Origin of the sequence: Pseudomonas putida (assembly GCF_002741075.1) — a bacterium.
Classification (GTDB): Bacteria; Pseudomonadota; Gammaproteobacteria; order Pseudomonadales; family Pseudomonadaceae; genus Aquipseudomonas; species Aquipseudomonas putida_T.
This window is the reverse complement of record NZ_CP016634.1, coordinates 254,969-277,510: the sequence shown is the minus strand read 5'-3', so window position 1 is coordinate 277,510 and position 22,542 is coordinate 254,969. Positions and strand designations below refer to the sequence as shown.

Annotated in this window: 23 protein-coding genes; 11 read left to right on the top strand and 12 right to left on the bottom strand. The window is 63.9% G+C overall.

From position 1 onward, the window contains the following. Positions 1-50: 50 nt before the first annotated feature. Positions 51-1,124, bottom strand: coding sequence for an AI-2E family transporter (locus tag IEC33019_RS01595; protein WP_070091726.1), 1,074 nt, complete (start codon positions 1,122-1,124; stop codon positions 51-53). Positions 1,125-1,136: 12 nt separating this feature from the next. Beyond that, the gene (locus IEC33019_RS01590; RefSeq protein WP_070091727.1) at positions 1,137-2,210 is read right to left on the bottom strand and encodes a DUF2066 domain-containing protein; all 1,074 of its coding nucleotides are present in this window, start codon (positions 2,208-2,210) and stop codon (positions 1,137-1,139) included. A 343-nt stretch (positions 2,211-2,553) separates the two neighbouring features. Between IEC33019_RS01590 and purM the strand changes: the two genes are divergently transcribed. From purM to IEC33019_RS01570, 4 genes are all read left to right on the top strand, one after another. Then, complete coding sequence (gene purM, locus IEC33019_RS01585; protein WP_070091728.1) at positions 2,554-3,612, top strand: phosphoribosylformylglycinamidine cyclo-ligase; 1,059 nt, start codon at positions 2,554-2,556, stop codon at positions 3,610-3,612. Next, the gene (gene purN / locus IEC33019_RS01580) at positions 3,612-4,265 is read left to right on the top strand and encodes a phosphoribosylglycinamide formyltransferase (RefSeq protein WP_070091729.1); all 654 of its coding nucleotides are present in this window, start codon (positions 3,612-3,614) and stop codon (positions 4,263-4,265) included. The genes purM and purN overlap by 1 nt, the downstream gene beginning before the upstream one ends. 8 nt (positions 4,266-4,273) lie before the next feature. Continuing rightward, the gene (locus IEC33019_RS01575; RefSeq protein WP_070091730.1) at positions 4,274-4,984 is read left to right on the top strand and encodes a DUF3108 domain-containing protein; all 711 of its coding nucleotides are present in this window, start codon (positions 4,274-4,276) and stop codon (positions 4,982-4,984) included. A gap of 216 nt (positions 4,985-5,200) precedes the next feature. Then, positions 5,201-5,383 carry a hypothetical protein gene (locus tag IEC33019_RS01570; protein ID WP_070091731.1) on the top strand — a complete coding sequence of 61 codons (183 nt, stop codon included), beginning with the start codon at positions 5,201-5,203 and terminating at the stop codon, positions 5,381-5,383. A gap of 45 nt (positions 5,384-5,428) precedes the next feature. On the opposite strand, the gene IEC33019_RS01565 is transcribed toward IEC33019_RS01570, so the two are convergent. From IEC33019_RS01565 to IEC33019_RS01535, 7 genes are all read right to left on the bottom strand, one after another. Further along, positions 5,429-5,968, bottom strand: a complete 540-nt coding sequence (locus IEC33019_RS01565; protein WP_070091732.1) for a DUF2058 domain-containing protein — start codon at positions 5,966-5,968, stop codon at positions 5,429-5,431. 24 nt (positions 5,969-5,992) lie between these two features. Beyond that, the gene (gene mazG, locus IEC33019_RS01560; protein ID WP_070091733.1) at positions 5,993-6,826 is read right to left on the bottom strand and encodes a nucleoside triphosphate pyrophosphohydrolase; all 834 of its coding nucleotides are present in this window, start codon (positions 6,824-6,826) and stop codon (positions 5,993-5,995) included. Between the two features lie 123 nt (positions 6,827-6,949). Then, the gene (relA, locus tag IEC33019_RS01555) at positions 6,950-9,190 is read right to left on the bottom strand and encodes a GTP diphosphokinase (RefSeq protein WP_070091734.1); all 2,241 of its coding nucleotides are present in this window, start codon (positions 9,188-9,190) and stop codon (positions 6,950-6,952) included. A 97-nt stretch (positions 9,191-9,287) separates the two neighbouring features. Then, entirely contained in the window at positions 9,288-10,646 is a 1,359-nt protein-coding gene (gene rlmD, locus IEC33019_RS01550; protein ID WP_070091735.1) for a 23S rRNA (uracil(1939)-C(5))-methyltransferase RlmD, read from the bottom strand. Beyond that, positions 10,646-11,545, bottom strand: coding sequence for a cysteine synthase CysM (cysM, locus tag IEC33019_RS01545; RefSeq protein ID WP_070091770.1), 900 nt, complete (start codon positions 11,543-11,545; stop codon positions 10,646-10,648). The genes rlmD and cysM overlap by 1 nt, the downstream gene beginning before the upstream one ends. 94 nt (positions 11,546-11,639) lie before the next feature. Beyond that, complete coding sequence (locus IEC33019_RS01540) at positions 11,640-13,037, bottom strand: sensor histidine kinase (RefSeq protein WP_070091736.1); 1,398 nt, start codon at positions 13,035-13,037, stop codon at positions 11,640-11,642. Between the two features lie 2 nt (positions 13,038-13,039). Next, complete coding sequence (locus IEC33019_RS01535) at positions 13,040-13,756, bottom strand: response regulator transcription factor (RefSeq protein ID WP_070091737.1); 717 nt, start codon at positions 13,754-13,756, stop codon at positions 13,040-13,042. Between the two features lie 238 nt (positions 13,757-13,994). Between IEC33019_RS01535 and IEC33019_RS01530 the strand changes: the two genes are divergently transcribed. From IEC33019_RS01530 to IEC33019_RS01515, 4 genes are all read left to right on the top strand, one after another. Beyond that, entirely contained in the window at positions 13,995-16,757 is a 2,763-nt protein-coding gene (locus IEC33019_RS01530; protein ID WP_070091738.1) for a response regulator, read from the top strand. Positions 16,758-16,937: 180 nt separating this feature from the next. Continuing rightward, positions 16,938-17,927 carry a 2-hydroxyacid dehydrogenase gene (locus tag IEC33019_RS01525; RefSeq protein WP_070091739.1) on the top strand — a complete coding sequence of 330 codons (990 nt, stop codon included), beginning with the start codon at positions 16,938-16,940 and terminating at the stop codon, positions 17,925-17,927. Positions 17,928-17,958: 31 nt separating this feature from the next. Next, positions 17,959-18,396: a hypothetical protein gene (locus IEC33019_RS01520; RefSeq protein WP_070091740.1), complete on the top strand. Its 438-nt coding sequence runs from the start codon at positions 17,959-17,961 to the stop codon at positions 18,394-18,396. Continuing rightward, complete coding sequence (locus tag IEC33019_RS01515) at positions 18,393-18,797, top strand: META domain-containing protein (RefSeq protein WP_099592805.1); 405 nt, start codon at positions 18,393-18,395, stop codon at positions 18,795-18,797. The genes IEC33019_RS01520 and IEC33019_RS01515 overlap by 4 nt, the downstream gene beginning before the upstream one ends. Positions 18,798-18,911: 114 nt before the next feature. On the opposite strand, the gene IEC33019_RS01510 is transcribed toward IEC33019_RS01515, so the two are convergent. Next, entirely contained in the window at positions 18,912-19,379 is a 468-nt protein-coding gene (locus tag IEC33019_RS01510) for a TlpA disulfide reductase family protein (RefSeq protein WP_070091742.1), read from the bottom strand. A gap of 85 nt (positions 19,380-19,464) precedes the next feature. On the opposite strand from IEC33019_RS01510, the gene arsC reads away from it, so the two are divergent. From arsC to IEC33019_RS01495, 3 genes are read left to right on the top strand one after another with little or no spacing between them, the layout of a single operon-like run. Continuing rightward, a complete protein-coding gene (arsC, locus tag IEC33019_RS01505; RefSeq protein ID WP_070091743.1) occupies positions 19,465-19,818 on the top strand; it encodes an arsenate reductase (glutaredoxin) in 354 nt (117 codons plus the stop codon). Next, positions 19,815-20,420 (top strand): NAD(P)H:quinone oxidoreductase, encoded by a 606-nt coding sequence (gene wrbA / locus IEC33019_RS01500; RefSeq protein ID WP_099592803.1) that lies wholly within the window; start codon positions 19,815-19,817, stop codon positions 20,418-20,420. The genes arsC and wrbA overlap by 4 nt, the downstream gene beginning before the upstream one ends. Next, positions 20,413-20,823: a DUF2069 domain-containing protein gene (locus IEC33019_RS01495; protein WP_070091745.1), complete on the top strand. Its 411-nt coding sequence runs from the start codon at positions 20,413-20,415 to the stop codon at positions 20,821-20,823. The genes wrbA and IEC33019_RS01495 overlap by 8 nt, the downstream gene beginning before the upstream one ends. A 96-nt stretch (positions 20,824-20,919) precedes the next feature. Here the strand turns inward: IEC33019_RS01495 and IEC33019_RS01490 are convergent, their stop codons facing one another. Together IEC33019_RS01490 and ttcA are read right to left on the bottom strand one after the other, a co-directional pair. Beyond that, complete coding sequence (locus tag IEC33019_RS01490; RefSeq protein ID WP_070091746.1) at positions 20,920-21,591, bottom strand: DNA-3-methyladenine glycosylase I; 672 nt, start codon at positions 21,589-21,591, stop codon at positions 20,920-20,922. Between the two features lie 4 nt (positions 21,592-21,595). Next, the gene (gene ttcA / locus IEC33019_RS01485; protein WP_070091747.1) at positions 21,596-22,420 is read right to left on the bottom strand and encodes a tRNA 2-thiocytidine(32) synthetase TtcA; all 825 of its coding nucleotides are present in this window, start codon (positions 22,418-22,420) and stop codon (positions 21,596-21,598) included. Between the last annotated feature and the right edge of the window lie 122 nt (positions 22,421-22,542).

The following is a 22,542-nucleotide window of genomic DNA, read 5'->3' as shown; positions in this document are numbered from 1 at the left end:
TGACCTTTCGGATCCTGGGATCGAACAGACGCCCGCTACCGCTCCGATCATCAAAGCTCCGGGTCGATATCCCCTGCGTACATGTCCGACTCCTTGTAAAGGTCGTGTACATGGCGCAACAGCACCATGATCACCGCCGCCACCGGCAGTGCGAGCAGCACGCCGGTAAAGCCGAACAGCTCACCCCCGGCCAGGATGGCGAAAATCACCGCCACCGGGTGCAGCCCGATTCGATCGCCCACCAGCAGCGGTGTCAGCACCATGCCCTCCAGGGCCTGGCCAACCATGAACACCGCGACGATGCCCAGCATCGGGTACAGGTCCCCGCCAAACTGGAACAAGCCAGCGATCAAAGCCGCACCGATACCAATGATGAAGCCCATGTAGGGCACGATGGCCGCAAGCCCTGCCAGAAGGCCGATCAAAAGCCCCAGCTCAAGGCCTACCAGCATCAGGCCACCGGCATAGATCAAGCCCAACGCCAGCATTACCAGCAACTGGCCACGAACGAATGCCCCAAGCACCTCATGGCACTCGCCCGCCAATCCCACGACCTGGCTCTCACGCTGGCGCGGCAGCAGACTGCGCAGCTTGGCCATCATCAGATCCCAATCGCGCAGCAGGTAGAAACCCACCACCGGGATCAGCACCAGGTTGGCCAGCCAGGCGAGCAACGCCAGCCCCGAGGCAGTGGCCTGGGACAACAGCACACCGACGATGTCGGTGGTCTGGCCCATGTGCGCGCCAATGGCAGCCTTGATCTTGTCGAACTTCCAGAACCCATCGGCCAGGCCCAAGCGGCTCTGCACCCACGGCAACGCCACGTGCTGCAACCAGTCGAGCATCTGTGGCGCCAGTTCGTACAGGCGCACCAACTGCTTGGCCAGCATGGGAACCAGCACCAGCAACAGGGCCAGGAAAATGAGCGTGAACAGGCTGAACACCACCACCACGCCCCAGGTACGTGACAACCCCATGCGCTCCAGGCGATCGACCAACGGGTCGGCCAGATACGCCAGAAGAATGCCTACCAGGAACGGCGACAGGATGTTGTGCAGAAAATAAAGCAGTACAGCGACCAGCAGCGCCACACCCAACCACGCCCAACGGCGAACCTCGATCATGCCTGGTACTCCTTACCAACGAAAACGCAAGCCGTCGAATGGCTTGGGCGCAGGCGGCTGAGCCGATGCAGAGGGTTGTCCGTCAGGCGTCTGGACAGGTGCCGGGGCGGATATGGGAGCAGTTGTTGCCTGTTCAGGTGGCAACTCCTGCAACTTGGCCAGCCCCAACTGGGCACGCAATTGCTCGCGATTACCGGTGACGCTGTAGGTCAGCGTGCTGCCCTCGGCTTGTCGCAAATGCGGGGCGTAGGGCTCGAGTACCCGGCTGAGCTCTGCATAGTGCTGCAGGTTCATGCCCTGCACCTGCAGTTGCAGTTCGCTGCTGGCGCCCGGGCGGGTGACGTAGCGCGGCGCCAGGCGGGTGCTGACCGCCAGCATCACCGCATCGGCCAAGGCCGCCTGGTCGGCGCCTTCAGCATTGCCTTGCTCGCGCTGATCGCCCAGCCACAATTGCCATTTGCCCTGCCACTTGCCATCGGCCTCCTGGGCGTGCACCGCCAACAGCGCATCGGCGCCGTAGCGCTCCGATGCCTCACGCAGCGGCGCGGGGTCACTGCCTTCGAGCTGCTTGGCATTGGCCACCAATTGCTCCTGCAGGTCGCCCAGAGGTAGGCGCAGCGGCAGGCCACGGTGCTGGGCGGCGCGGCGCAGTGGCGCGGCCGTCGACTGGCCATCGCCGACCAGGTTGCTGCCCTCGGCACTGTCGTTCAGCCACCAGCCGAGTATCGAGGGACGGTTGCTGCCCCACAGCGCCAGGCCCGCTTGGCGCAGGGCACGTTCGGTACTGCCTGGGTCGAACTCCACCAACAGGGTTTCAGGTGGACCGGCTTCGGAACCCACCTGGTTGATGATTTGCTGCGGGTCCTTGCGCAGTGCAGCCAGGGCGGGACTCTGCGCGGCCTTGGGATCGCCGGTCAGGCGCAACACCAGTGTGTCCAGGGCCTTGCTGGTGGCCTGGGCGCGGGCTTCGCCGCCCTGCCCTTCGACGGGTTCACGGACCTGGTAGAGCCCAGAGACCGGTTCGGCCTGGGCCACGGCACTGACCGCGACCAGGCAGGCGACAGCCAGGTGATTGAGAAAACGCATGGAGGATTCCTGTCCAGATGACCAAGGGGCGTCAGGCCCCGAATCTGCTGCTGTGACCACGACACTGCGCAAAACGCTCCGCCATGCCGGACAGATTCGGCCCGCCGCCATTGCTATTACCTTATACAGGCACTGGCGCGGCAACCAGTCGCGGCCAATGAAAGGATTTTTTTTGCCAGATTCCCGGCCTGCCCGTCGGCCTGAGGATGGCCGCTGCCCGGCAACCCTGATAAAATGGCGCGCCTTCGCAGACCAGTGACGTACAGGCAGCCGCCGCCCTTCGAGCCGGCCTTGGCCGTCGCGGTCGTTTTCCCGAATCCCTCCCTCTTAAAGGCCTGGATCAATGAGCAAGCAACCCTCCCTGAGCTACAAGGACGCCGGTGTAGACATCGACGCCGGCGAAGCACTGGTCGAACGCATCAAGGGCGTGGCCAAGCGCACCGCACGCCCTGAAGTCATGGGTGGCCTGGGCGGCTTCGGCGCCCTCTGCGAGATCCCGGCCGGCTACAAGCAGCCGGTTCTGGTCTCCGGCACCGATGGCGTCGGCACCAAGCTGCGCCTGGCGCTGAACCTGAACAAGCACGACAGCATCGGCCAGGACCTGGTCGCCATGTGCGTCAACGACCTGGTGGTCTGTGGTGCCGAACCGCTGTTCTTCCTCGACTACTACGCCACCGGCAAGCTCAACGTCGACGTGGCCGCCACCGTGGTCACCGGCATTGGCGCCGGCTGCGAACTGGCCGGCTGCTCCCTGGTCGGTGGTGAAACCGCCGAGATGCCTGGCATGTACGAAGGCGAAGACTACGACCTGGCCGGCTTCTGCGTCGGCGTGGTGGAAAAGTCCGAAATCATCGACGGCTCCAAGGTCGTCACCGGTGACGCCCTGATCGCCCTGCCGTCCTCCGGCCCGCACTCCAACGGCTACTCGCTGATCCGCAAGATCCTCGAAGTCTCCGGCACCGACATCGAGAACACCCAGCTCGACGGCAAGCCTCTGGCCGACCTGCTGATGGCCCCGACCCGCATCTACGTCAAGCCGCTGCTCAAGCTGATCAAAGACACCGGCGCAGTCAAGGCGATGGCCCACATCACCGGCGGCGGCCTGCTGGACAACATCCCACGCGTCCTGCCCGACAATGCCCAGGCCATCATCGACGTGGCCAGCTGGCAGCGCCCGGCGGTATTCGACTTCCTGCAGGAAAAAGGCAACGTCGACGAGCACGAGATGCACCGCGTCCTGAACTGCGGCGTCGGCATGGTCATCTGCGTGGCCCAGGACAAGGTCGACAGCGCCCTGCAGGTGCTGCGTGACGCTGGCGAGCAGCCATGGGTCATCGGCCGCATCGCCGAAGCACCGGCGGATGCCGCCCAGGTCGAGCTGCAAAACCTCAAGGCGCACTGATGCCAAGCAAGACCTGCAATGTCGTGGTACTGCTGTCGGGCTCCGGCAGCAACCTGCAAGCGCTGATCGACAACAGCCGTGGCGAAGACAGCCCGGTGCGCATCCGTGGCGTGATCTCCAATCGCGCCGATGCCTATGGCCTGCAACGGGCCCAGGCCGCGGGTATCGAGACTGCCGTGCTCGCGCACGGTGGCTTCGATGGCCGTGAAGCCTTCGATGCGGCGCTGATGGCGCTGATCGATGGTTTCGAGCCTGACCTGGTGGTACTGGCGGGCTTCATGCGTATCTTGAGTGGCGGCTTCGTACGCCACTACCAAGGCCGCCTGCTCAACATTCACCCGTCATTGCTGCCCAAGTACAAGGGACTGCACACCCACCAGCGTGCGCTGGAGGCGGGCGACGCGGAGCATGGTTGCAGCGTACACTTCGTCACCGAGGAACTCGATGGCGGCCCCCTGGTCGTACAGGCAGTGGTACCGGTGGAGCCAGGCGACACACCCGACAGCCTGGCACAGCGAGTTCATCGCCAGGAACACCAGATCTACCCGCTGGCGGTGCGCTGGTTCGCCGAAGGACGCTTGCGTCTGGGCGAACACGGGGCACTACTGGATGGCCAGCCCTTGGCGGCCAGCGGTCACTTGATTCGACCCTAGGAGAACTTATGCGTCGCGCCCTGCTCTTGGCTCTCGCCGTGCTCGCCCTGCCCCTCCAGGCAGCTGATCTGAAGCCTTTCTCGGCCAGCTACACCGCCGACTGGAAGCAGCTGCCCATGAGCGGCACCGCCGAGCGCAGCCTGGTAAAGAACGCCAACGGTACCTGGAGCCTGAACTTCAAGGCCTCCATGATGATCGCCAGCCTGACCGAGCAAAGCACTTTGCGTCTGGATAACGACACCCTGCTGCCACAGAAGTATCACTTCGAGCGTGGCGGCCTGGGCAAGGCGAAGAAAGTCGATCTGGACTTCGATTGGAGCAGCAAGAAGGTCACCGGCACCGATCGTGGCGATGCGATCAACCTGCCGCTCAACCGCGGTGTACTGGACAAGTCGTCCTACCAGCTGGCCCTGCAACATGACGTGGCCGCTGGCAAGAAGAGCATGACCTACCAGGTCGTCGACGGTGACGAGATCGACACCTACGACTTCCGCGTGCTTGGTACCGAGAAAGTCACCACCAAGACCGGCCAGGTCGATGCCGTGAAGGTCGAGCGTGTACGCGACCCGAGCCAGAGCAAGCGCATCACCGAGCTGTGGTTCGCCAAGGAATGGGACTACTTGCTGGTGCAACTGCGCCAGGTCGAGACCGATGGCAAGGAATACGTGATCGTGCTGCAGGATGGCACGGTCGATGGCAGGTCGGTGAAAGGCAACTGATCACCGCTGCCAGCAAGGCCTCAAGCCCCGCCACGTGCGGGGCTTCTTTTTGCGTGATGCTTTGTGCGGCCTTCGGCAAACCCATTCCCAGGTAATCCGCGCAGGGCCGTTCATGAACATTGTTTCATCGTCGTTTTATTTACTTAGCCTGCTAACTAACTCTATAAAGAAGGCCTGCGACATGTTGCCGCAGCCAACCGAAAGTGGAGTTTAACGATGACTGTTCAAGTAACCGAACGCGACGAATCGAAAATGTCCCACGAAAGCCAGGCTCACGGCCTGCGGATCTGGGACGTGCATCAGCAGGGCGAACTGGTGGGCATGTTCCACTCCGAACATGAAGCCCAACAGTATCGCAGCGAGCTGGAATGCCTGGAACACCAGCACAGTACGCAATGATCGCACTGCCCACGAAAAACCCCGCCTAAGCGGGGTTTTCGTCTATTACCACATCAGATCGTCAGGGATCTTGTAGGCCGCGTACGGATCGTCCTCGTCCGCTTCCTCGACATGGGTGTTGAGCAGCAGGATGCGGTGCGGATCACGCTCCTGGATCTTCACTGCCGCTTCGCGCGGAATCACTTCGTAACCGCCACCGAAGGACACGATGGCCAGAGCGCCATTGCTCAGCTTGCTGCGCATCAGGGCGTTGACGGCGATACGTTTTACCTTCTTGTCGTCGACGAAATTGTAGTAGTCCTCGGTATTGAGCTTGGGCAGGCGGGTCGCCTCGATCAGTTGCTTGATCTGTGCAGCCCGGGCCTTCTGCTCGGCCTTTTCCTGGAGCTGACGGTTCAACTCCTGGTCTTTCTTGGCCTTCTCGGCCATGGCTTCCTTGGCCTGACGCTGCTGGCTGTCGTCGACCTCGACCTGGCCTTTGTGCTCCAGGCGCTTTTGTTTCTTCTCGGCTTTGTTGACCTGCTTGACCTGTTTCTGGTTGACCAGACCGGCCTTGAGCAATTGGTCGCGAAGGGAAAGGCTCATGTATTCACTCACTTATGCAACAGCTCAGCCGCAGCTGGGCAGGTTCTTTTCCTGACGCTTGGCTTCGCCCCACAGGGCGTCCAGTTCATCGAGGGTACAATCTTCGATCGGCCGACCACTGTCGCGCAATGCCTGTTCGATAAAACGAAACCGCCGCTCGAACTTGCGGTTGGCGCGGCGCAGGGCGTTTTCCGGGTCGTGCTTGAGGTGGCGGGCCAGGTTGACGGTGGCGAACAGCAGATCGCCGATCTCATCTTCCAGTGCATCAGCGTCGCCATCGGCCATGGCCTGCAGTACTTCGTCCAGCTCTTCGCGGACCTTGTCCAGCACCGCCAGGGCCTCCGGCCAGTCGAAACCGACCGTGGCCGCGCGCTTCTGCAGCTTGGCCGCACGGGACAAGGCCGGCAATGCCGCCGGCACGTCGTCGAGCAATGACAACTGCTGCGGCTCGCTCTTCTCGGCCCGCTCCTCGGCCTTGATCGCTTCCCAGCGCGACTTGACCTGCGCCTCGTCCAGGCGCGGAGTGTCCAGCGGGGCATACAGGTCGCCGGTGGGGAATACATGGGGGTGACGGCGAATCAGCTTGCGGGTAATGGCATCCACCACGCCCGCGAACTCGAAACGCTCCTCCTCACGGGCCAACTGGCTGTAATAGACCACCTGGAACAACAGATCGCCCAGTTCACCTTGCAAGTGCTCGAAGTCCCCACGCTCGATGGTGTCGGCGACTTCATAGGCCTCTTCGAGGGTATGCGGGACGATGCTCGCGTAGTTCTGCTTCAGGTCCCACGGGCAGCCGTATTGCGGGTCGCGCAAACGGGCCATCAGGTGCAGCAGGTCGTCGAGGGTATAGGTCATCGGAGCAGGTCCTTAGCGGCGGCTTCTTCGCGGGTAAACCCGATCCCACAGGGTGAGTGCAGAACTTCAGATGTGCACTGTACCTGTTGGGAGCGGGTTTACCGCGAAGAGAACGCCTCGGTCTCAAGGGGTACGGTTACGCCGCGTCTCGATGATGTTCGGCAACTGCGAAATCCTGCCCAGCAAGCGCCCGAGGGCGTCCAGGCCGGGGATTTCGATGGTCAGCGACATCAGCGCGGTGTTGTCTTCCTTGTTCGAGCGGGTGTTGACCGCCAGCACGTTGATCTTTTCGTTGAGCAGCACCTGCGACACGTCGCGCAGCAACCCCGGACGGTCGTAGGCGCGAATGATGATGTCGACCGGGTACGTCTGCACCGGAATCGGCCCCCAGCTGACCTGGATCATCCGCTCCGGTTCCTTACCGGCCAGTTGCAGCACCGAGGCGCAGTCCTGACGGTGAATGCTCACGCCGCGGCCCTGGGTGATGTAGCCGACGATGGCATCACCCGGCAGCGGCTGGCAGCAACCGGCCATCTGCGTGAGCAGGTTGCCGACGCCCTGGATCTGGATGTCGCCACGCTTGCCGGAGCGGGTGCCGCTGGCCTTGCGCGGGATCAGTTCGATCTGCTCGATGCGCTCCGGCTCTAGCAACTGCTGGGCCGCGTTGACCATGTGCGCCAGGCGCAGGTCACCTGCCCCCAGGGCGGCGAACATGTCCTCGGCGGTCTTGACGTTGGCTTTTTCGGCCAAGCGCTCGAAGTCCACCTGCGGCAGGCCCAGGCGGCTGAGCTCACGCTCGAGCAGGGTCTTGCCGGCGGCGACGTTCTGGTCGCGCGCCTGCAGCTTGAACCAGTGGACGATCTTGGCCCGTGCCCGGGACGTGGTGACGTAGCCCAAGTTGGAGTTCAGCCAGTCCCGGCTCGGACTGCCGTGCTTGCTGGTGATGATCTCCACCTGCTCGCCAGTCTGCAGGCTGTAGTTGAGCGGAACGATACGTCCGTTGATCTTGGCGCCGCGACAGTTGTGACCGATCTCGGTGTGCACGCGGTAGGCGAAGTCCAGCGGCGTGGCGCCTTTTGGCAGGTCGATGGCATGGCCGTCGGGGGTGAACACATAGACCCGGTCCGGCTCGATGTCGACCCGCAGTTGCTCGGCCAGGCCGCCGATATCGCCCAGTTCCTCGTGCCACTCAAGCACCTGGCGCAGCCAGGAGATCTTTTCTTCGTAGTGGTTGGAGCTGGACTTGACGTCGGTGCCCTTGTAGCGCCAGTGGGCGCAGACGCCGAGCTCGGCTTCCTCGTGCATGGAATGGGTGCGGATCTGCACCTCCAGCACCTTGCCCTCCGGGCCGATCACCGCGGTGTGCAGCGAGCGGTAGCCGTTCTCCTTGGGGTTGGCGATGTAGTCGTCGAACTCCTTGGGAATATGCCGCCAAAGGGTGTGGACGATGCCCAGCGCGGTGTAGCAGTCGCGGATCTCCGGCACCAGCACACGCACGGCGCGCACGTCGTAGATCTGGCTGAACTCCAGCCCCTTGCGCTGCATCTTGCGCCAGATGGAATAGATGTGTTTCGCCCGGCCACTGATATCAGCCTTGACGCCCGTGGCCAGCAGCTCGTTCTGCAACTGGTTCATCACGTCGCTGATGAAGCGCTCCCGGTCGAGCCGGCGCTCATGCAACAACTTGGCGATCTGCTTGTACTGGTCGGGTTCGAGGTAGCGGAAGGACAGGTCCTCCAGCTCCCATTTGATGTGCCCGATGCCCAGGCGGTGGGCGAGCGGCGCATAGATGTCGAACACCTCACGCGCTACGCGTAGGCGTTTCTCGTCATCGGCGGCCTTGACCGCACGGATGGCGCAAGTACGTTCAGCCAGCTTGATCAGGGCGACACGCACGTCGTCGACCATCGCCACCAGCATCTTGCGCAGGTTCTCCACCTGCGCCTGGGAGCCAAGCACCAGCGACTGGCGCGGGCTCAGGCTGGCGCTGATGGCAGCCATGCGCAGCACGCCGTCGATCAGCTTGGAGACCACCGGGCCAAAACGCTGGCCGACCTCGGCCAGGGTCACCTTGCCCTCACGCACCGAGCGATAGATCACCGCCGCCACCAGGGAATCCTGGTCGAGCTTGAGGTCGGCGAGGATTTCGGCGATCTCCAGGCCCGCCTGGAAGCTGGACGTACCGTCGGCCCAGGAATGCTTGGCCGGGTTGCCCTTCTTCTCGACCTCCTGGGCGAAATCACAGGCCTCCTTGAGCGCCTTGCGGTCCAGCGCCGAATCGACGCTCACCACATGATCCAGCCATGCTTCGAGATTGATACTACCGTCGGTATTGACCGGCTGGTGCACTCTCACCTGTACCATCTTTCTTTTACCTTTCCATACAGCGCACCACGCGGGTGCGCTGGCAATCACCGTACGCCGCCCAGTCCCTGGACGCCGCACCAAGGGGCCAGCCTGGCTAGCCCGCTTCGAATAACGCCATGGCCTCGACATGTGCCGTCTGAGGAAACATGTCGAGGATCCCGGCCCTTGTTAACCGGTACCCCTGCCCGACCAGAACCTGGGCGTCTCGCGCCAGCGTGGCCGGGTTGCAGGACACATAGACCAGCCGCTTGGCCTTGAGGCGTGCGATGCCTTGCACCACCTCGAAAGCACCGTCGCGCGGTGGATCCAAGAGTACCGCAGAAAAGCCCTCGGCGGCCCATCCGGCGCCCACCAAAGGCTGCGATAAATCGGCCTGAAAAAAGCGGGCATTATGCACATTGTGGCTACGGGCATTGGCCTCGGCCCGTTCGACCATGGCCTGCACGCCTTCCACGGCCACCACTTCCCGGGCCTGACCGGCCAGCGGCAAGGCAAAGTTGCCCAGGCCGCAGAACAGATCCAACACCGGCTCCTCAGGTTGAGGCGCCAGCCACGCCAGCGCCTGCTCGATCATCAACGTGTTGACCTGGGCGTTGACCTGGACGAAATCTCCCGGTCGCCAGGCCAGCTCCAGCCCCCAGGGCTCGAGCGCAAAACCAAGCGTCTGACCGGCCTCGACCGGCGCCGGTTCACCGTCGCCCTGCAACCATAGCTGGGCGCCAGCCTGCTCGCAGAAGGCTTCCAGCCGTGCCTGATCCTCTGCGGGCAAGGGCGCCACATGACGCACCAGGACCGCTTGGGCGGTACCGCTGAACAGCTCGACGTGCCCAAGTGCCTGGGGTTTGCTCAGACTACGCAGGACGCTCGGCAGCTGGCGGAAAATATCTTGCAAGGGCTGTACCAGTACCAGGCATTCGTCGATGGCGACGATGTCCTGGCTGGCTTCGGCACGAAAGCCCACGTCCAGCTGACGCGCCTTCGGGTCCCAGCGCACCGCGATGCGCGCCCGGCGCCGATAGCCGAACTCAGGGCCGACCAGTGGCGCGGCCCACTGCTCGGGTTGCACACCAGCCACCCGCTGCAGTTGCTCGGCGAGCAGACGCTGCTTGAGCGTCAATTGCCCGTCGTGAGGCAGGTGCTGCAGGTTGCAACCACCGCAACGCTCATAGTACCGGCAAGGTGCCTCGCGCCGTTCGGGGCTGGCCTGCAGCACCCGCTCCAGTCGCGCATCGACCACCTTGGCGCGGGCGCCCAGCACCCGGGCCTCGACCGCCTCGCCGGCCAGCGCTCCGCTGACGAACCAGGTGCGGCCCTCATGGAAGGCGATGCCACGGCCGTCACCGGCCAGGCGCTCGATCTCCAGGCGTTGTTTCTTGCCGACCGGCACCTGAGGCGCACGGTTGCCGCCGGCCGGCTGGAAGCGCAGGCCGCTGTTGCTTTTCTTTCTGGACATCAGGTTGCGTCGAACAGGCCAGTGGACAGGTAGCGGTCGCCACGGTCGCAGATGATCGCCACCATGACCGCGTTCTCGACCTCGCGGGACAGGCGCAGCATCGCCGCGACCGCACCACCGGAAGAGACGCCGCAGAAAATGCCCTCTTCACGGGCAAGGCGACGGGTGGTCTGCTCGGCTTCCTCTTGGGACATGTCGACCACACGGTCGACCCGGGTGGCATCGAAGATCTTCGGCAGGTATTCCTCGGGCCACCGGCGAATGCCGGGGATGGCCGAACCTTCCATCGGTTGCAAGCCAACGATCTGCACCGCTGGGTTCTGCTCCTTGAGGTATTGAGAGCAACCCATGATGGTGCCGGTGGTGCCCATGGAACTGATGAAGTGGGTGATGCTGCCATGAGTCTGCTGCCAGATCTCAGGGCCGGTGCTGGAGTAGTGGGCAATCGGATTGTCGCCATTGGCGAACTGGTCGAGCACCAGGCCACGGCCTTCGGCCTGCAGTTTCTCGGCCAGGTCCCGGGCCCCTTCCATGCCCTCCTCCTTGGTGACCAGGATCAGCTCGGCGCCATAGGCGGTCATCGCCGCCTTGCGTTCGGCGGTGGAGTTGTCCGGCATGATCAGGATCATCTTGTAGCCCTTGATCGCTGCCGCCATGGCCAGGGCGATACCCGTGTTGCCGGAGGTGGCTTCGATGAGCGTATCACCGGGCTTGATCTGGCCACGCAACTCGGCACGGGTGATCATCGACAGCGCCGGGCGGTCCTTGACCGAACCCGCGGGATTGTTGCCTTCGAGCTTGAGCAGGAGGGTGTTTGTGGTCTCGCCGGCGATACGCTGCAGGCGAACCAGAGGCGTATTGCCGACGCAATCGGCGATGGTTGGGTACTGCAAGGTCATGGCGTTGTTCGCAATCCGGACGGCAGGGGCGACTATCATACCGGCAAACCTTTGCTGGCCATATCACGCAATCTGTAGTCGCTATAGCTACAAGCTATAAGCTCGCGCTGGCTGCTGCCTGAATGACCGGGGCATCGCTGTGATCATGCACTGCATGCCCCGGCAAACGCATGCACAGACGCAGCCCTCGCTTGCCGTTTTCGGCCCACACGGTGCCGCCCTGACGCTGGATCGCGCTACGGGCGATGCTCAGACCGAGACCGAAGCCACCGTCTCCGGGGCGGGATCCGTCCAGGCGGGAGAACGGCGCGAAGATCCGGTCAAGGTCCGCCTCGTCCACGCCTCCTCCCTGATCTTCCAGCCATAACCGCCAGTAGCTACCTTCGCGGTGGCCCCCCAGGCGCACCAGGCCATGTTCGGGCGAATGGCGGATCGCATTGCGCAGCATGTTCTCGAGCGCCTGGGCCAGATGGTTGAGATTGCCTTGCACCCAGCACTGAGCGGGCAACTCACAGCGCAGACGCTCAAGCGCCCAACCGCTTTCATAGCAGGCGTCCTCGGCGAGCATGTCCCACAGGGCCTGAATCTGGATCGGCTCAAGGTTCATAGGCGCCCGCTCGGCATCCTGCCAGGCCAGTTGCAGCGTGTTTTCGACCAGTTGCTGCATACAGTCGATTTCCCGCGTCAGCCGCTCGCGCAGGCACTGGTGATCGGTCTCGCCGTCGCAGGCTACGCGCAGGCGACTCAAGGGCGTGCGCATTTCATGGGAGAGGTCGCGCAGCATCTGCTGCTGCATGGCCACGCTTTCCTGCAGTCGCTCGGCCATCTGGTCGAACGCCCTGGCCAGTTCGCCCAGCTCGTCATGCCGGCCGACAGTGCGCGAATCCAGGCGTGCCGACAGTTGGTCGGCGCGCCAGGCGTTGGCCTGTTCGCGCAGCTGGTTCAGCGGCACGATCAACATCCGATACAGGCCAATGCAGAGCAACAAGGTGAACAGGCCTGGAATCACACCATTGGTCAGTACCTGCCAGAACAGCAGGTACTGTCCGGGGTTCAGCCGTTGCGGCAGCTCGATCACCAACATGCCCTGCTCCGGCGCCTCGGGAAACGGCAGCCGCAGCCAAGGCTGAGTGACGCTGCGCCGGCTCATGGGCCAATCGACCCCGCGCAGGCGCGTCAATCGCTGGATTTCATCGGTAGACAGCGTGGCGCTGCCCAAAGGGCGCAGCTTGGCATCGAGCACATTCACCCAGCCAGACTCACGCTGGCGCATGCCGGCCAGCCAGTGGTCCACCCCTGCCCTGCCCCCGTGGCGCCAGGCCTGCTCGGCCTCGGCGGCGTAACCGAGCAACTGCGCCTGGGCCGGTGCGTCGAGGAAGGCATTGCGGGTTTCCATGTGCCGACCCCAGGTGTAGCTCAGGCCGATCATCAACAGGCAAAAGCCCACCAGCAGAATGGCGAGCTTCCAGAACAGCGAATGACGATCGGGCACTGTCAGTCGGCCTCGCCGGCGCACAAGGTATAGCCCTTGCCCCAGACTGTGCGGATCTGCCGCTCGTGGTAGCCGAGCGCCTTGAGCTTGCGGCGGATCTGGCTGACATGCATGTCCAGGCTGCGGTCATGGCGGGAATAGCCACGCTGCAATACCTGCTGATAAAGGAACGCCTTGCTGAGCACTTCGTCCTGGCTGCGATGGAGGGTTTCGAGCAAGCGGTATTCGCTGGGGGTGAGCCCCGCCGAACGGCCGTCGAGCCGGACATCGCAGGCCGCCTCGTCGAAGCGCAATTGCCCACTGGCCACATCCCGTGGCGCCTGATGACGCCGCTCCAGGGCCACCCGTCGCAGGATCGCCTCGATGCGTACCCGCAGCTCGACCATGCTGAAAGGCTTGGGCAGGTAGTCGTCGGCCCCCCGCTGGAAACCACTGATGCGGTCGGACTCCGCCCCGAGCGCGGACATCAGGATCACCGGAGTGGTGCTGTGCTTGCGCAGCCGGGCCAAGGCATCCAGGCCGTTGAGGCCTGGTAGCAGGATGTCCATCAGCACCACGTCGAAGGCCTGGCGGCTGGCGGTTTCCAGGCCCTCGAGACCGTTACGGCACCAGGTCACCAGGAAGCCGTCGCGCTGCAGCTCGTCATGCAGGTAGGCCCCCAGCACGGGATCGTCCTCGATGGCGAGAATGGTGGACGGCTTAATAGCTTCGGGATTCATTGGCTTCTGACATTAATTCTCAACTGCACGATTATTGGCCATGCATCCGGGCAAGGCAACCGGATTGCGATCGGCGATAGCCGGTTGCCGGCTTGCCACCCCAAGTGATTCAGGCCGCCAAGTCCCTAAACCGCATAAAAGAGATACAAAGAAGTGCATCAGGCGGCCCTGGGGAGTAACGTTCCGCCTGGGGCCGTCTCTCTGCTGACGGCAGGCAAGCACATGACAGGAGACAAATGTGCTCGATCGTTTGGGAATCAGAAGCCGGGTCCTGCTGTTGGCCCTGCTGCCAGCCAGCCTGATGGCCCTGGTGCTGGGAAGCTATTTCACCTGGCTGCAGCAAAACGAGCTGCGTACTCAGTTGCTCCAGCGCGGCAAGATGCTCGCCGAGCAGCTTGCGCCCTTGGCAGCGCCCTCTTTGGCCAATCCGGCCCAGGCCCAGGAGTTGCTCGAGCGCATCGCCTCCCAGGCGCTGGAGCAGGCCGATGTGCGTGCCGTGGCGTTTCTGGCCCCTGATCGCTCGCGCCTGGCCCATGCCGGCCCAAGCATGCTCAACCAGGCCCCAACCGGGGGGACTGGCACCCAACTGCTGCAACGCTCCGGCAACGATGCCACCCGCTACCTGATGCCGGTTTTCGGCCACCATCGTGACCTGGCCACCCAGGCGGTCCCCGCCGAAGCAGAGCGTCTGCTCGGCTGGGTCGAGATCGAGTTGTCTCACGACGGTACGTTGCTGCGCGGCTATCGCAACCTGTTCACCAGCCTGTTGTTGATCTTCGGCTGCCTGTCGCTCACCGTGCTGCTCGCCCTGCGCATGAGCCGGACGATCAACGACCCGCTCAGCCGCATCAAGCACGCCGTCACCCAGCTCAAGGAAGGCAACCTGGAGCAGCGTCTGCCGTCGATGGGCAGCCATGAGCTGGATGAGCTGGCGGCGGGCATCAACCGCATGGCCGAGACCCTGCAAAATGCCCACGAAGAGTTGCAGCACAGCATCGACCAGGCCACCGAAGACGTGCGCCAGAACCTGGAGACCATCGAGATCCAGAACATCGAACTGGACATGGCGCGCAAGGAAGCGCTGGAGGCCAGCCGCATCAAGTCCGAGTTCCTGGCCAACATGAGCCATGAGATTCGCACGCCGCTCAACGGCATCCTCGGCTTCACCCACCTGCTGCAACGCAGCGAGATGACCCCGCGCCAACTCGACTACCTCAATACCATCGAGAAGTCCGCCGACAACCTGCTGGGGATCATCAATGAGATCCTCGACTTCTCCAAGATCGAGGCCGGCAAGCTGGTGCTCGACAGCATCCCGTTCAACCTGCGCGACCTGATCCAGGACACGCTGACCATCCTGGCCCCCGCCGCCCACGCCAAGCAGTTGGAGCTGCTCTGCCTGGTCTACCGCGACACCCCGCTGTCGCTGATCGGCGACCCGCTGCGGCTCAAGCAGATCCTCACCAACCTGGTGAGCAATGCCATCAAGTTCACCCGCGAAGGCACCATCGTCGTTCGCGCCATGGTCGAGGACGAACAAGAAGACAACGTACAGTTGCGCATCAGCGTGCAGGACACCGGCATCGGCCTATCACCCCAGGATGTGCGCACCTTGTTCCAGGCCTTCAGCCAGGCCGACAACTCCTTGTCACGCCAGCCGGGCGGCACCGGCCTGGGCCTGGTGATCTCCAAGCGGCTTATCGAGCAGATGGGTGGCGAGATCGGCGTGGACAGCACCCCCGGGGAAGGTTCGCAGTTCTGGATCAGCCTCAACCTGCCACGGGCCCATGACGATGCCCAGGAACAGCCGCTGCAACCTTTGCTTGGTCGCCGCGCCGCCATCGTCGATAGCCACGAGCTCGCGCGCCAAGCCCTGGAGCACCAATTGGAGGATTGCGGCCTGAGCGTCAGCCTGTTCGCCTCCTTCGACCAGCTGTTGCAAGGTGTCCAGGCGGCGAGCCAGGCCGGTCAGCCATTGGAATTCGCGGTGCTGGGGGCCAACCTGGGCACGCTTTCGCCCGAACAGCTTGGCCATTATCACCAGCAACTGGAACGCCTGGGCTGTCTGTGCGTAGTGCTATGCCCGACCACCGAACAGGCGCTCTACCACCCCTACTTGCCCAATGCCCATGGCCAGTTGCTGTCCAAGCCGACCTGCACGCGAAAGCTGCGCCGCCTGCTGCTCGAACTGGTGCAACCGCGCCGTGCGACCAGCGACGCACGCGCCAGTGGCACGACCCGGGCGCCGAAGATTCTCTGCGTGGACGACAACCCAGCCAACCTACTGTTGGTGCAGACCCTGCTCGAAGGCCTGGGCGCCGAGGTGCTGGCGCTCGACAATGGCTATGCCGCGGTCAAGGCCGTGCAGGACGAGCCCTTCGATCTGGTCTTGATGGATGTGCAGATGCCGGGCATGGACGGGCGCGCCTGCACCGAGCAGATCCGCCGCTGGGAAGCCAGCCAGAGCGGCAGCCCCCTGCCCATCGTCGCCCTCACCGCACACGCCATGGCCAACGAGAAACGGGCCTTGCTGCACAGCGGCATGGACGACTACCTGACCAAACCGATCAGCGAGCGTCAGCTGTCCCAGGTGGTGATGAAGTGGACCGGACTGAGCCTGGCCCCCGCCATGCCAGAGCGCGGCACCGAGCGGGCCGCCGACAGCAGCGAGCTGAAGGTGCTCGACCCCGAGGAAGGCCTGCGCCTGGCCGCCGGCAAGCCGGACCTGGCTGCGGACATGCTGGCCATGCTGCTGGCGTCGCTCGAGACTGACCGCGAATCGATTCGTGCCGCCCGTGAGCAGGGCGATCGCACAGCGATGATCGAACGGGTCCATCGCCTCAACGGTGCCTCGCGCTACTGTGGCGTACCGCAACTGCGCGCAGCCTGCCAGCGCAGCGAGACCTTGCTCAAACAGGACAGCCCCCAGGCGGTGCAAGCCCTGGACGAACTGGACCGGGCCATCGTGCGCCTCGCGGCGCAGGCGCGGCTGAGCGCCTGACGACTGGGCGGCCCTTTGGCGATCTGCAGGTGCGCCCTTGCGCCGCGAAAGGGCCGCCTAGCGCCCCCAGGAACGAAGGACTTGCGCTCACCCGAACAGCGATGACCACTGAGCAGGATCAACTGCCCCCTTCGCAGGCTGTCTACACTGGCGCCTAGACGAAAACTGGAGAGTCACACCATGCGTGTCCTGTTGTTCAGCAGCCAACATTACGATCAGGAAAGCTTCACCCAAGCCGCCCGCGACAGCGGCCTGGAGCTGCATTACCAATCGGCCCGGCTGACCCAGGACACCGTCGCCCTGGCCCATGGCTTCGAGGTGGTCTGCGCGTTCATCAACGACGAGCTCGATGCCACGGTGCTCGAACGCCTGGCCGCCGGCGGTACACGCCTGATCGCCTTGCGTTCGGCAGGCTATAACCATGTCGACCTGGCTGCGGCCCGACGCCTGGGGCTGTCGGTGGTGCGGGTGCCGGCCTATTCGCCCCATGCCGTAGCCGAACACGCCGTGGCCCTGATCCTGGCGCTCAACCGACGCTTGCACCGGGCCTACAACCGCACCCGCGAAGGCGACTTCACCTTGCACGGCCTGACCGGCTTCGACCTGTACGGCAAGACCGTAGGCGTGGTCGGCACCGGCCAGATCGGCGCCGCCTTCGCCCGCATCATGGCCGGCTTCGGCTGCCAGTTGCTGGCCTACGACCCCTCCCCCAATCCCGAACTGCTTGCCCTGGGCGCCCGCTATGTGGAGCTGCCCGAACTGCTTAGCCAGGCACGCATCATCAGCCTGCACTGCCCGCTGACCGAGCACACCCGCCACTTGATCAACGCCAGGAGCCTGGCCAGCCTGCAACCCGGCGCCATGCTGATCAACACCGGGCGCGGCGCGCTGGTGGACACGCCGGCCCTGATCGTTGCACTCAAGAGCGGCCAGCTCGGCTACCTGGGGCTGGATGTCTATGAAGAGGAAGCGCAGTTGTTCTTCGAGGACCGCTCCGACCTGCCGCTGCAGGATGACGTGCTTGCCCGGCTGCTGACCTTCCCCAACGTGATCGTCACCGCGCACCAGGCGTTTCTCACCCATGAAGCGCTGGGAGCCATCGCCTCGACCACCCTGGACAACATCATCCGCTGGACGGCGGGCGATCCGCAGAATCTGGTGAACGGTTGATGCTAGGATACGCGGCAATTTTGGAGGACCCATGGTCGAACACGATTTCCGCTACACCCTTTTCAACCCGCAACACACCCTGATCGAATGCCGCGCCCTGGTGCCGGGCCGCTATCAGGTGACTGGCAACGGGGGTTCGATCCAGAAGGACGATGTCCTGCTGGTGACCCTCAAAGGCAGCAAGGACCTGTCCATGCGCCTGACCGTTGAGAGCGTGCGCCACCTGATCAACCCGCGCGGCCAATGGGTCGCCGTGGCCAGCGGCCCGGTCTTCAACGAGCTGGAGATCCTCAACTGGAAGGTCAAGTGCAACGGCTGCCAGGCTGAGCTGGACTTCGAATTCGCCGTCGACGGCAAGCTCGGCAACAAGGCCCGCCAGCCTGCGGCCAGCGCCCGTATCGCGGAGCTGGGCTGGGCCAGCCGTGGCGACCAGCACCTGTGCCCGGCCTGCCAGGGGAGCGCGCAGTGAAACATCTGTTGACCGGCGCACTGATTGCCGTCGGCCTGCTTGGCTGCGCATCGGAGCCTTCGAAATTGCAACCCGAGCAAAGCTACGTGCTGGAGTGGATCGGCGAGCGCCGGCTGATCGACTACAGCCACCTGACCCTGATCCTCGGCGAGGACGGCCGCGCCTATGGCAACGCCGGCTGCAACCACTGGTTCGCGCCTTACACCTTGGAAGGCGACCGCATCAGCTTCGGCAAGGTCGGCAAGACCCGCAAGCTGTGCGCCCCTGCTTTGATGGATCAGGAAAAACGCTTCCTCCAGGCGCTGGAGACCGTACAGCGCTGGGACGTTTCGCCGATCGAGCAGATCCGCTTCTGGCCGGCCGAGGGCAAGCCGCTGCGCTTCTGGCCTGAAGAAGGCTGACAGATTGGAGCGCTTTGCGCTCCTTTCGCACACGGCCGCCCCTACAGAAAAACGCGTCCCCCTGTAGGAGCGGCCTTGTGCCGCGAAGGGCTGCTCAGCAGCCCCAACACTCGATCAGGCGCCGCCTTTCAAGGCCTTGAGCTTGGCCTGCAGCCCTTCGAGGGTCTGTTCGCCCATCAACTGCTCGCGCACCTTGCCCTTGTCATCGATGATATAGGTCACCGGCAAGGCCTCGCTGCGCGGCAGCTCGTAGCGCTCGGCCGGGTCCTGGGCGAGAACGGTAAAGGCGATACCCAGGGTTTCGGCGGCCTGCTTGAGGTCCTGGCCCTGCAATCCGTCGAAGTTCACCCCCACCACCTTGATGCCCTGGGCTTCCCACTGCTTGGCCGCAGCGTTGAGCTCGGGGATTTCCGTACGGCATGGGCCGCACCACTCGGCCCAGTAGTTGAGCACCAGCCAGTGCCCGTCGATCTGCTCGGCCTTTACCGTGTTGCCGTGCTGATCCAAGCCGTAGTCCGCACCGCAACCGCCGAGCAACAGGCTCGCGGTGATGGCCAATACTGCTGCCAAACGCCTTGCCATGGGTCAATCCTTCTAGAAGTTTCAAGCAAACGACACAGTCGCTGCGGTTAGAATAGCCGTCACACCCAGCTGGATGCGACCCGTCATGACTGATCTGACCCTCTATCATAACCCGCGCTGTTCGAAATCCCGCGGCGCCCTGGAACTGCTCGAAGAGCGCGGCCTGGCCCCGACCATCGTGCGCTACCTGGAAACCCCGCCGGATGCCGCCATCCTCAACGCGCTGCTCGGCAAGCTGGGCATCGCCCCGCGCCAGCTGCTGCGCACCGGCGAGGAGGAATACAAGGCCCTGGATCTGGCCAACCCCGCCCTGAGCGACGCCCAACTGATCGATGCCATGGTCCAGCACCCGAAGCTGATCGAGCGTCCGATCCTGGTCGTCGGTGACAAGGCGGTGATCGGCCGTCCGCCTGAGAAGGTGCTGGAGATCCTGCCGTGAGCGATCCTTACGTTCTGATGCTGTATTACAGCCGCCACGGCTCGACCAGCGAGATGGCCAGGCACATCGCCCGCGGCGTCGAGATGGCCGGTCTGGAGGCGCGCCTGCGCACCGTGCCGGCGATTTCCACCGAATGCGAAGCGGTGGCCCCGGACATCCCGGCCAACGGCGCGCTCTACGCCACCCTCGACGACCTGCGCCACTGCGCCGGCCTGGCCTTGGGCAGCCCGACCCGCTTCGGCAACATGGCCGCGCCGCTCAAGTACTTCCTCGATGGCACCAGCAGCCTGTGGCTGGGCGGTGAACTGGTCGGCAAGCCTGCGGCGGTGTTCACCTCCACCGCCAGCCTGCACGGCGGCCAGGAGACCACGCTGCTGTCGATGATGCTGCCGCTGATGCACCACGGCATGCTGGTACTGGGCCTGCCGTACAGCGAGTCGGCGCTGCTCGAGACCCGCGGCGGCGGCACGCCCTATGGCGCCAGCCACCACGCCGGCGCCGATGGCAAGCGCGAACTCGACCCGCACGAAATCGCCCTGTGCCGCGCCCTGGGCCAACGCCTGGCGAACACCGCCAAGGCCCTGGAGGGCGACCGTGGCTAGAAAGCCCAAGGTACTGCCGCCGCTGCAATGGCTCGCCCCACGGGTGCGGTTAACCCGCGCCCTGAGCCTGGCCTGCTTCTTCGGCCTGATCGCCCTCTTGGTGGTCAATAACCTGTGGTTCGCGAATCTGCATGGTGCGCGGGTCGAGGTGATCCTGGCCATCGAGCTGATCCCCCTGCTGCTGCTGTTGCCAGGCATGCTGATGGGCAGCGCCCGGGCCCATGCCTGGACGTGCTTCGTGGTGAATATCTATTTCATCAAGGGCGTGCTGGCGGCGTTCGACCCGGCACGGGCGGTGTTCGGCTGGGTGGAGGTGCTGGTGAGCCTGGGGCTGTTCGTCAGTGCCCTGCTGTATGTGCGCTGGAAGTTCCAGCATGAGCGGCGCATGGCGGGTGAAGGGTAATAGAAGCGGCGCTGGCTTTTTCGCGGGTAAACCGGCTCGCACCGGCACCGCTGACGAGGTGGGGTGGGCTCACCCGCGAAGCAGGCGACGCAGGCCTCAATGATTGACGGTATGCGCCAGCATCACCGACAACTGGCACAGCGGCCGCCCGCTCTGCTCATGCCACTCATTGAATGCCTGCTGCACCAGCGCCAGGTCACGCTGGCTGGTTGGCTGTTTATCGATCACGCCCTGGGCGATCAAGGCAGCGCTCATGTCATCGGTGGGGATGAACGTGTCCTTGCCGACCATGCGCAGAAAGCGCGGCGCCGACAACCCGCCCAATTGGTTGCCATGCTTGGCCAGGTACTTCCACAGCCCGACGATGTCGGTCACCGGCCAATCGGCGATGAACGCACCGAAACTGCCCTTTTCCTTCGCCACGTCGAGAATCATCTGCGCATTGCGCGGCACGCTCTTGAGCTTGCCCAGGTGGCGGATGATCCGCTCGTCCTGCATCAACCGCTCAAGGTGCTCGGCGCCCATCAGCACGACCTTTTCCGGGTCGAAACCGAAGAACACCTGCTCGAAGGCCGGCCACTTGGCATCCACCAGGCTGTGCTTGAGCCCTGCGCGGAACACCCGCAGGGCCAGCGTCGACAGGTAGCGATCATCGCCGATGTCGCGCAGCTGCGCAGGCGTGCGCGGCTGCGGCAGGAAGGCCTCCAAGGCCTGTGCCGAACCGAAGCGGTTCAGGCAGTACTCATGCAGCCACTGGTAGTCGCGCATGAGGTCAGATGTTCAGGACATCGAGAAAACGCGGCGTAGCGCTTTCGTCGATCTTCAGGCTGGTGAAGTCGAACAGGTTGCGGTCGGCGAGCTGCGACGGTGCCACGTTCTGCAGGGCACGGAAGATATTCTCGGTACGACCCGGGTGCTTACGCTCCCACTCCAGCAGCATTTCCTTGACCACCTGACGCTGCAGGTTTTCCTGGGAGCCGCACAGGTTGCACGGGATGATCGGGAATTCCTTCATGTCCGAGTAGGCCTGGATGTCCTTCTCGCTGCAGTAGGCCAGCGGGCGGATCACCACGTTACGGCCATCGTCGGCGCGCAGCTTCGGCGGCATGCCCTTGAGCGAGCCGTTGAAGAACATGTTGAGGAAGAAGGTCTCGACGATGTCGTCGCGATGGTGACCCAAGGCCATCTTGGTCGCACCGATCTCGTCGGCGAAGGTGTATAGCGTGCCACGGCGCAGGCGCGAGCACAGCGAGCAGGTGGTCTTGCCTTCCGGAACCAGCTCCTTGACCACCGAGTAGGTGTCCTTCTCGACGATGTGGTACTCGACGCCCAGTTCCTTGAGGTAGGCCGGCAGCACGTGCTCAGGGAAGCCTGGCTGCTTCTGGTCCATGTTCACCGCGACGATCTGGAACTTGATCGGCGCCACCTTCTGCAGGTGCAACAGAACGTCGAGCATGGTGTAGCTGTCCTTGCCGCCGGACAGGCAGACCATGACCTTGTCGCCATCCTCGATCATGTTGTAGTCGGTGATGGCTTCGCCAGCGAGGCGACGCAGGCGTTTTTGCAGTTTGTTCTGGTTGACCGAGAGGGTGCCCATAGCGCTTGGATCCGCGAGGTGTGACAAAAGCCGGCTATTTTACGCACAAACCGAGCCTGGGCGTAGGCCATTCCGATAAAGAATCAAGGGCGCGCCTGACAGCGCAATTTGCTCTAAAAACC

Bases quoted from the DNA above. Each gene is read 5' to 3' on its own strand.
- IEC33019_RS01535 (WP_070091737.1), bottom strand. From the start codon at position 13,756: ATGAATCCCGAAGCTATTAAGCCGTCCACCATTCTCGCCATCGAGGAC.
- IEC33019_RS01595 (WP_070091726.1), bottom strand. From the start codon at position 1,124: ATGATCGAGGTTCGCCGTTGGGCGTGGTTGGGTGTGGCGCTGCTGGTC.
- cysM (WP_070091770.1), bottom strand. From the start codon at position 11,545: ATGACCTTGCAGTACCCAACCATCGCCGATTGCGTCGGCAATACGCCT.
- mazG (WP_070091733.1), bottom strand. From the start codon at position 6,826: ATGACCTATACCCTCGACGACCTGCTGCACCTGATGGCCCGTTTGCGC.
- relA (WP_070091734.1), bottom strand. From the start codon at position 9,190: ATGGTACAGGTGAGAGTGCACCAGCCGGTCAATACCGACGGTAGTATC.
- IEC33019_RS01510 (WP_070091742.1), bottom strand. From the start codon at position 19,379: ATGGCAAGGCGTTTGGCAGCAGTATTGGCCATCACCGCGAGCCTGTTG.
- purN (WP_070091729.1), top strand. From the start codon at position 3,612: ATGCCAAGCAAGACCTGCAATGTCGTGGTACTGCTGTCGGGCTCCGGC.
- IEC33019_RS01590 (WP_070091727.1), bottom strand. From the start codon at position 2,210: ATGCGTTTTCTCAATCACCTGGCTGTCGCCTGCCTGGTCGCGGTCAGT.
- purM (WP_070091728.1), top strand. From the start codon at position 2,554: ATGAGCAAGCAACCCTCCCTGAGCTACAAGGACGCCGGTGTAGACATC.
- ttcA (WP_070091747.1), bottom strand. From the start codon at position 22,420: ATGGGCACCCTCTCGGTCAACCAGAACAAACTGCAAAAACGCCTGCGT.
- rlmD (WP_070091735.1), bottom strand. From the start codon at position 10,646: ATGTCCAGAAAGAAAAGCAACAGCGGCCTGCGCTTCCAGCCGGCCGGC.
- IEC33019_RS01575 (WP_070091730.1), top strand. From the start codon at position 4,274: ATGCGTCGCGCCCTGCTCTTGGCTCTCGCCGTGCTCGCCCTGCCCCTC.
- IEC33019_RS01565 (WP_070091732.1), bottom strand. From the start codon at position 5,968: ATGAGCCTTTCCCTTCGCGACCAATTGCTCAAGGCCGGTCTGGTCAAC.
- IEC33019_RS01570 (WP_070091731.1), top strand. From the start codon at position 5,201: ATGACTGTTCAAGTAACCGAACGCGACGAATCGAAAATGTCCCACGAA.
- IEC33019_RS01490 (WP_070091746.1), bottom strand. From the start codon at position 21,591: ATGCGCGACTACCAGTGGCTGCATGAGTACTGCCTGAACCGCTTCGGT.
- IEC33019_RS01525 (WP_070091739.1), top strand. From the start codon at position 16,938: ATGCGTGTCCTGTTGTTCAGCAGCCAACATTACGATCAGGAAAGCTTC.
- arsC (WP_070091743.1), top strand. From the start codon at position 19,465: ATGACTGATCTGACCCTCTATCATAACCCGCGCTGTTCGAAATCCCGC.
- IEC33019_RS01520 (WP_070091740.1), top strand. From the start codon at position 17,959: ATGGTCGAACACGATTTCCGCTACACCCTTTTCAACCCGCAACACACC.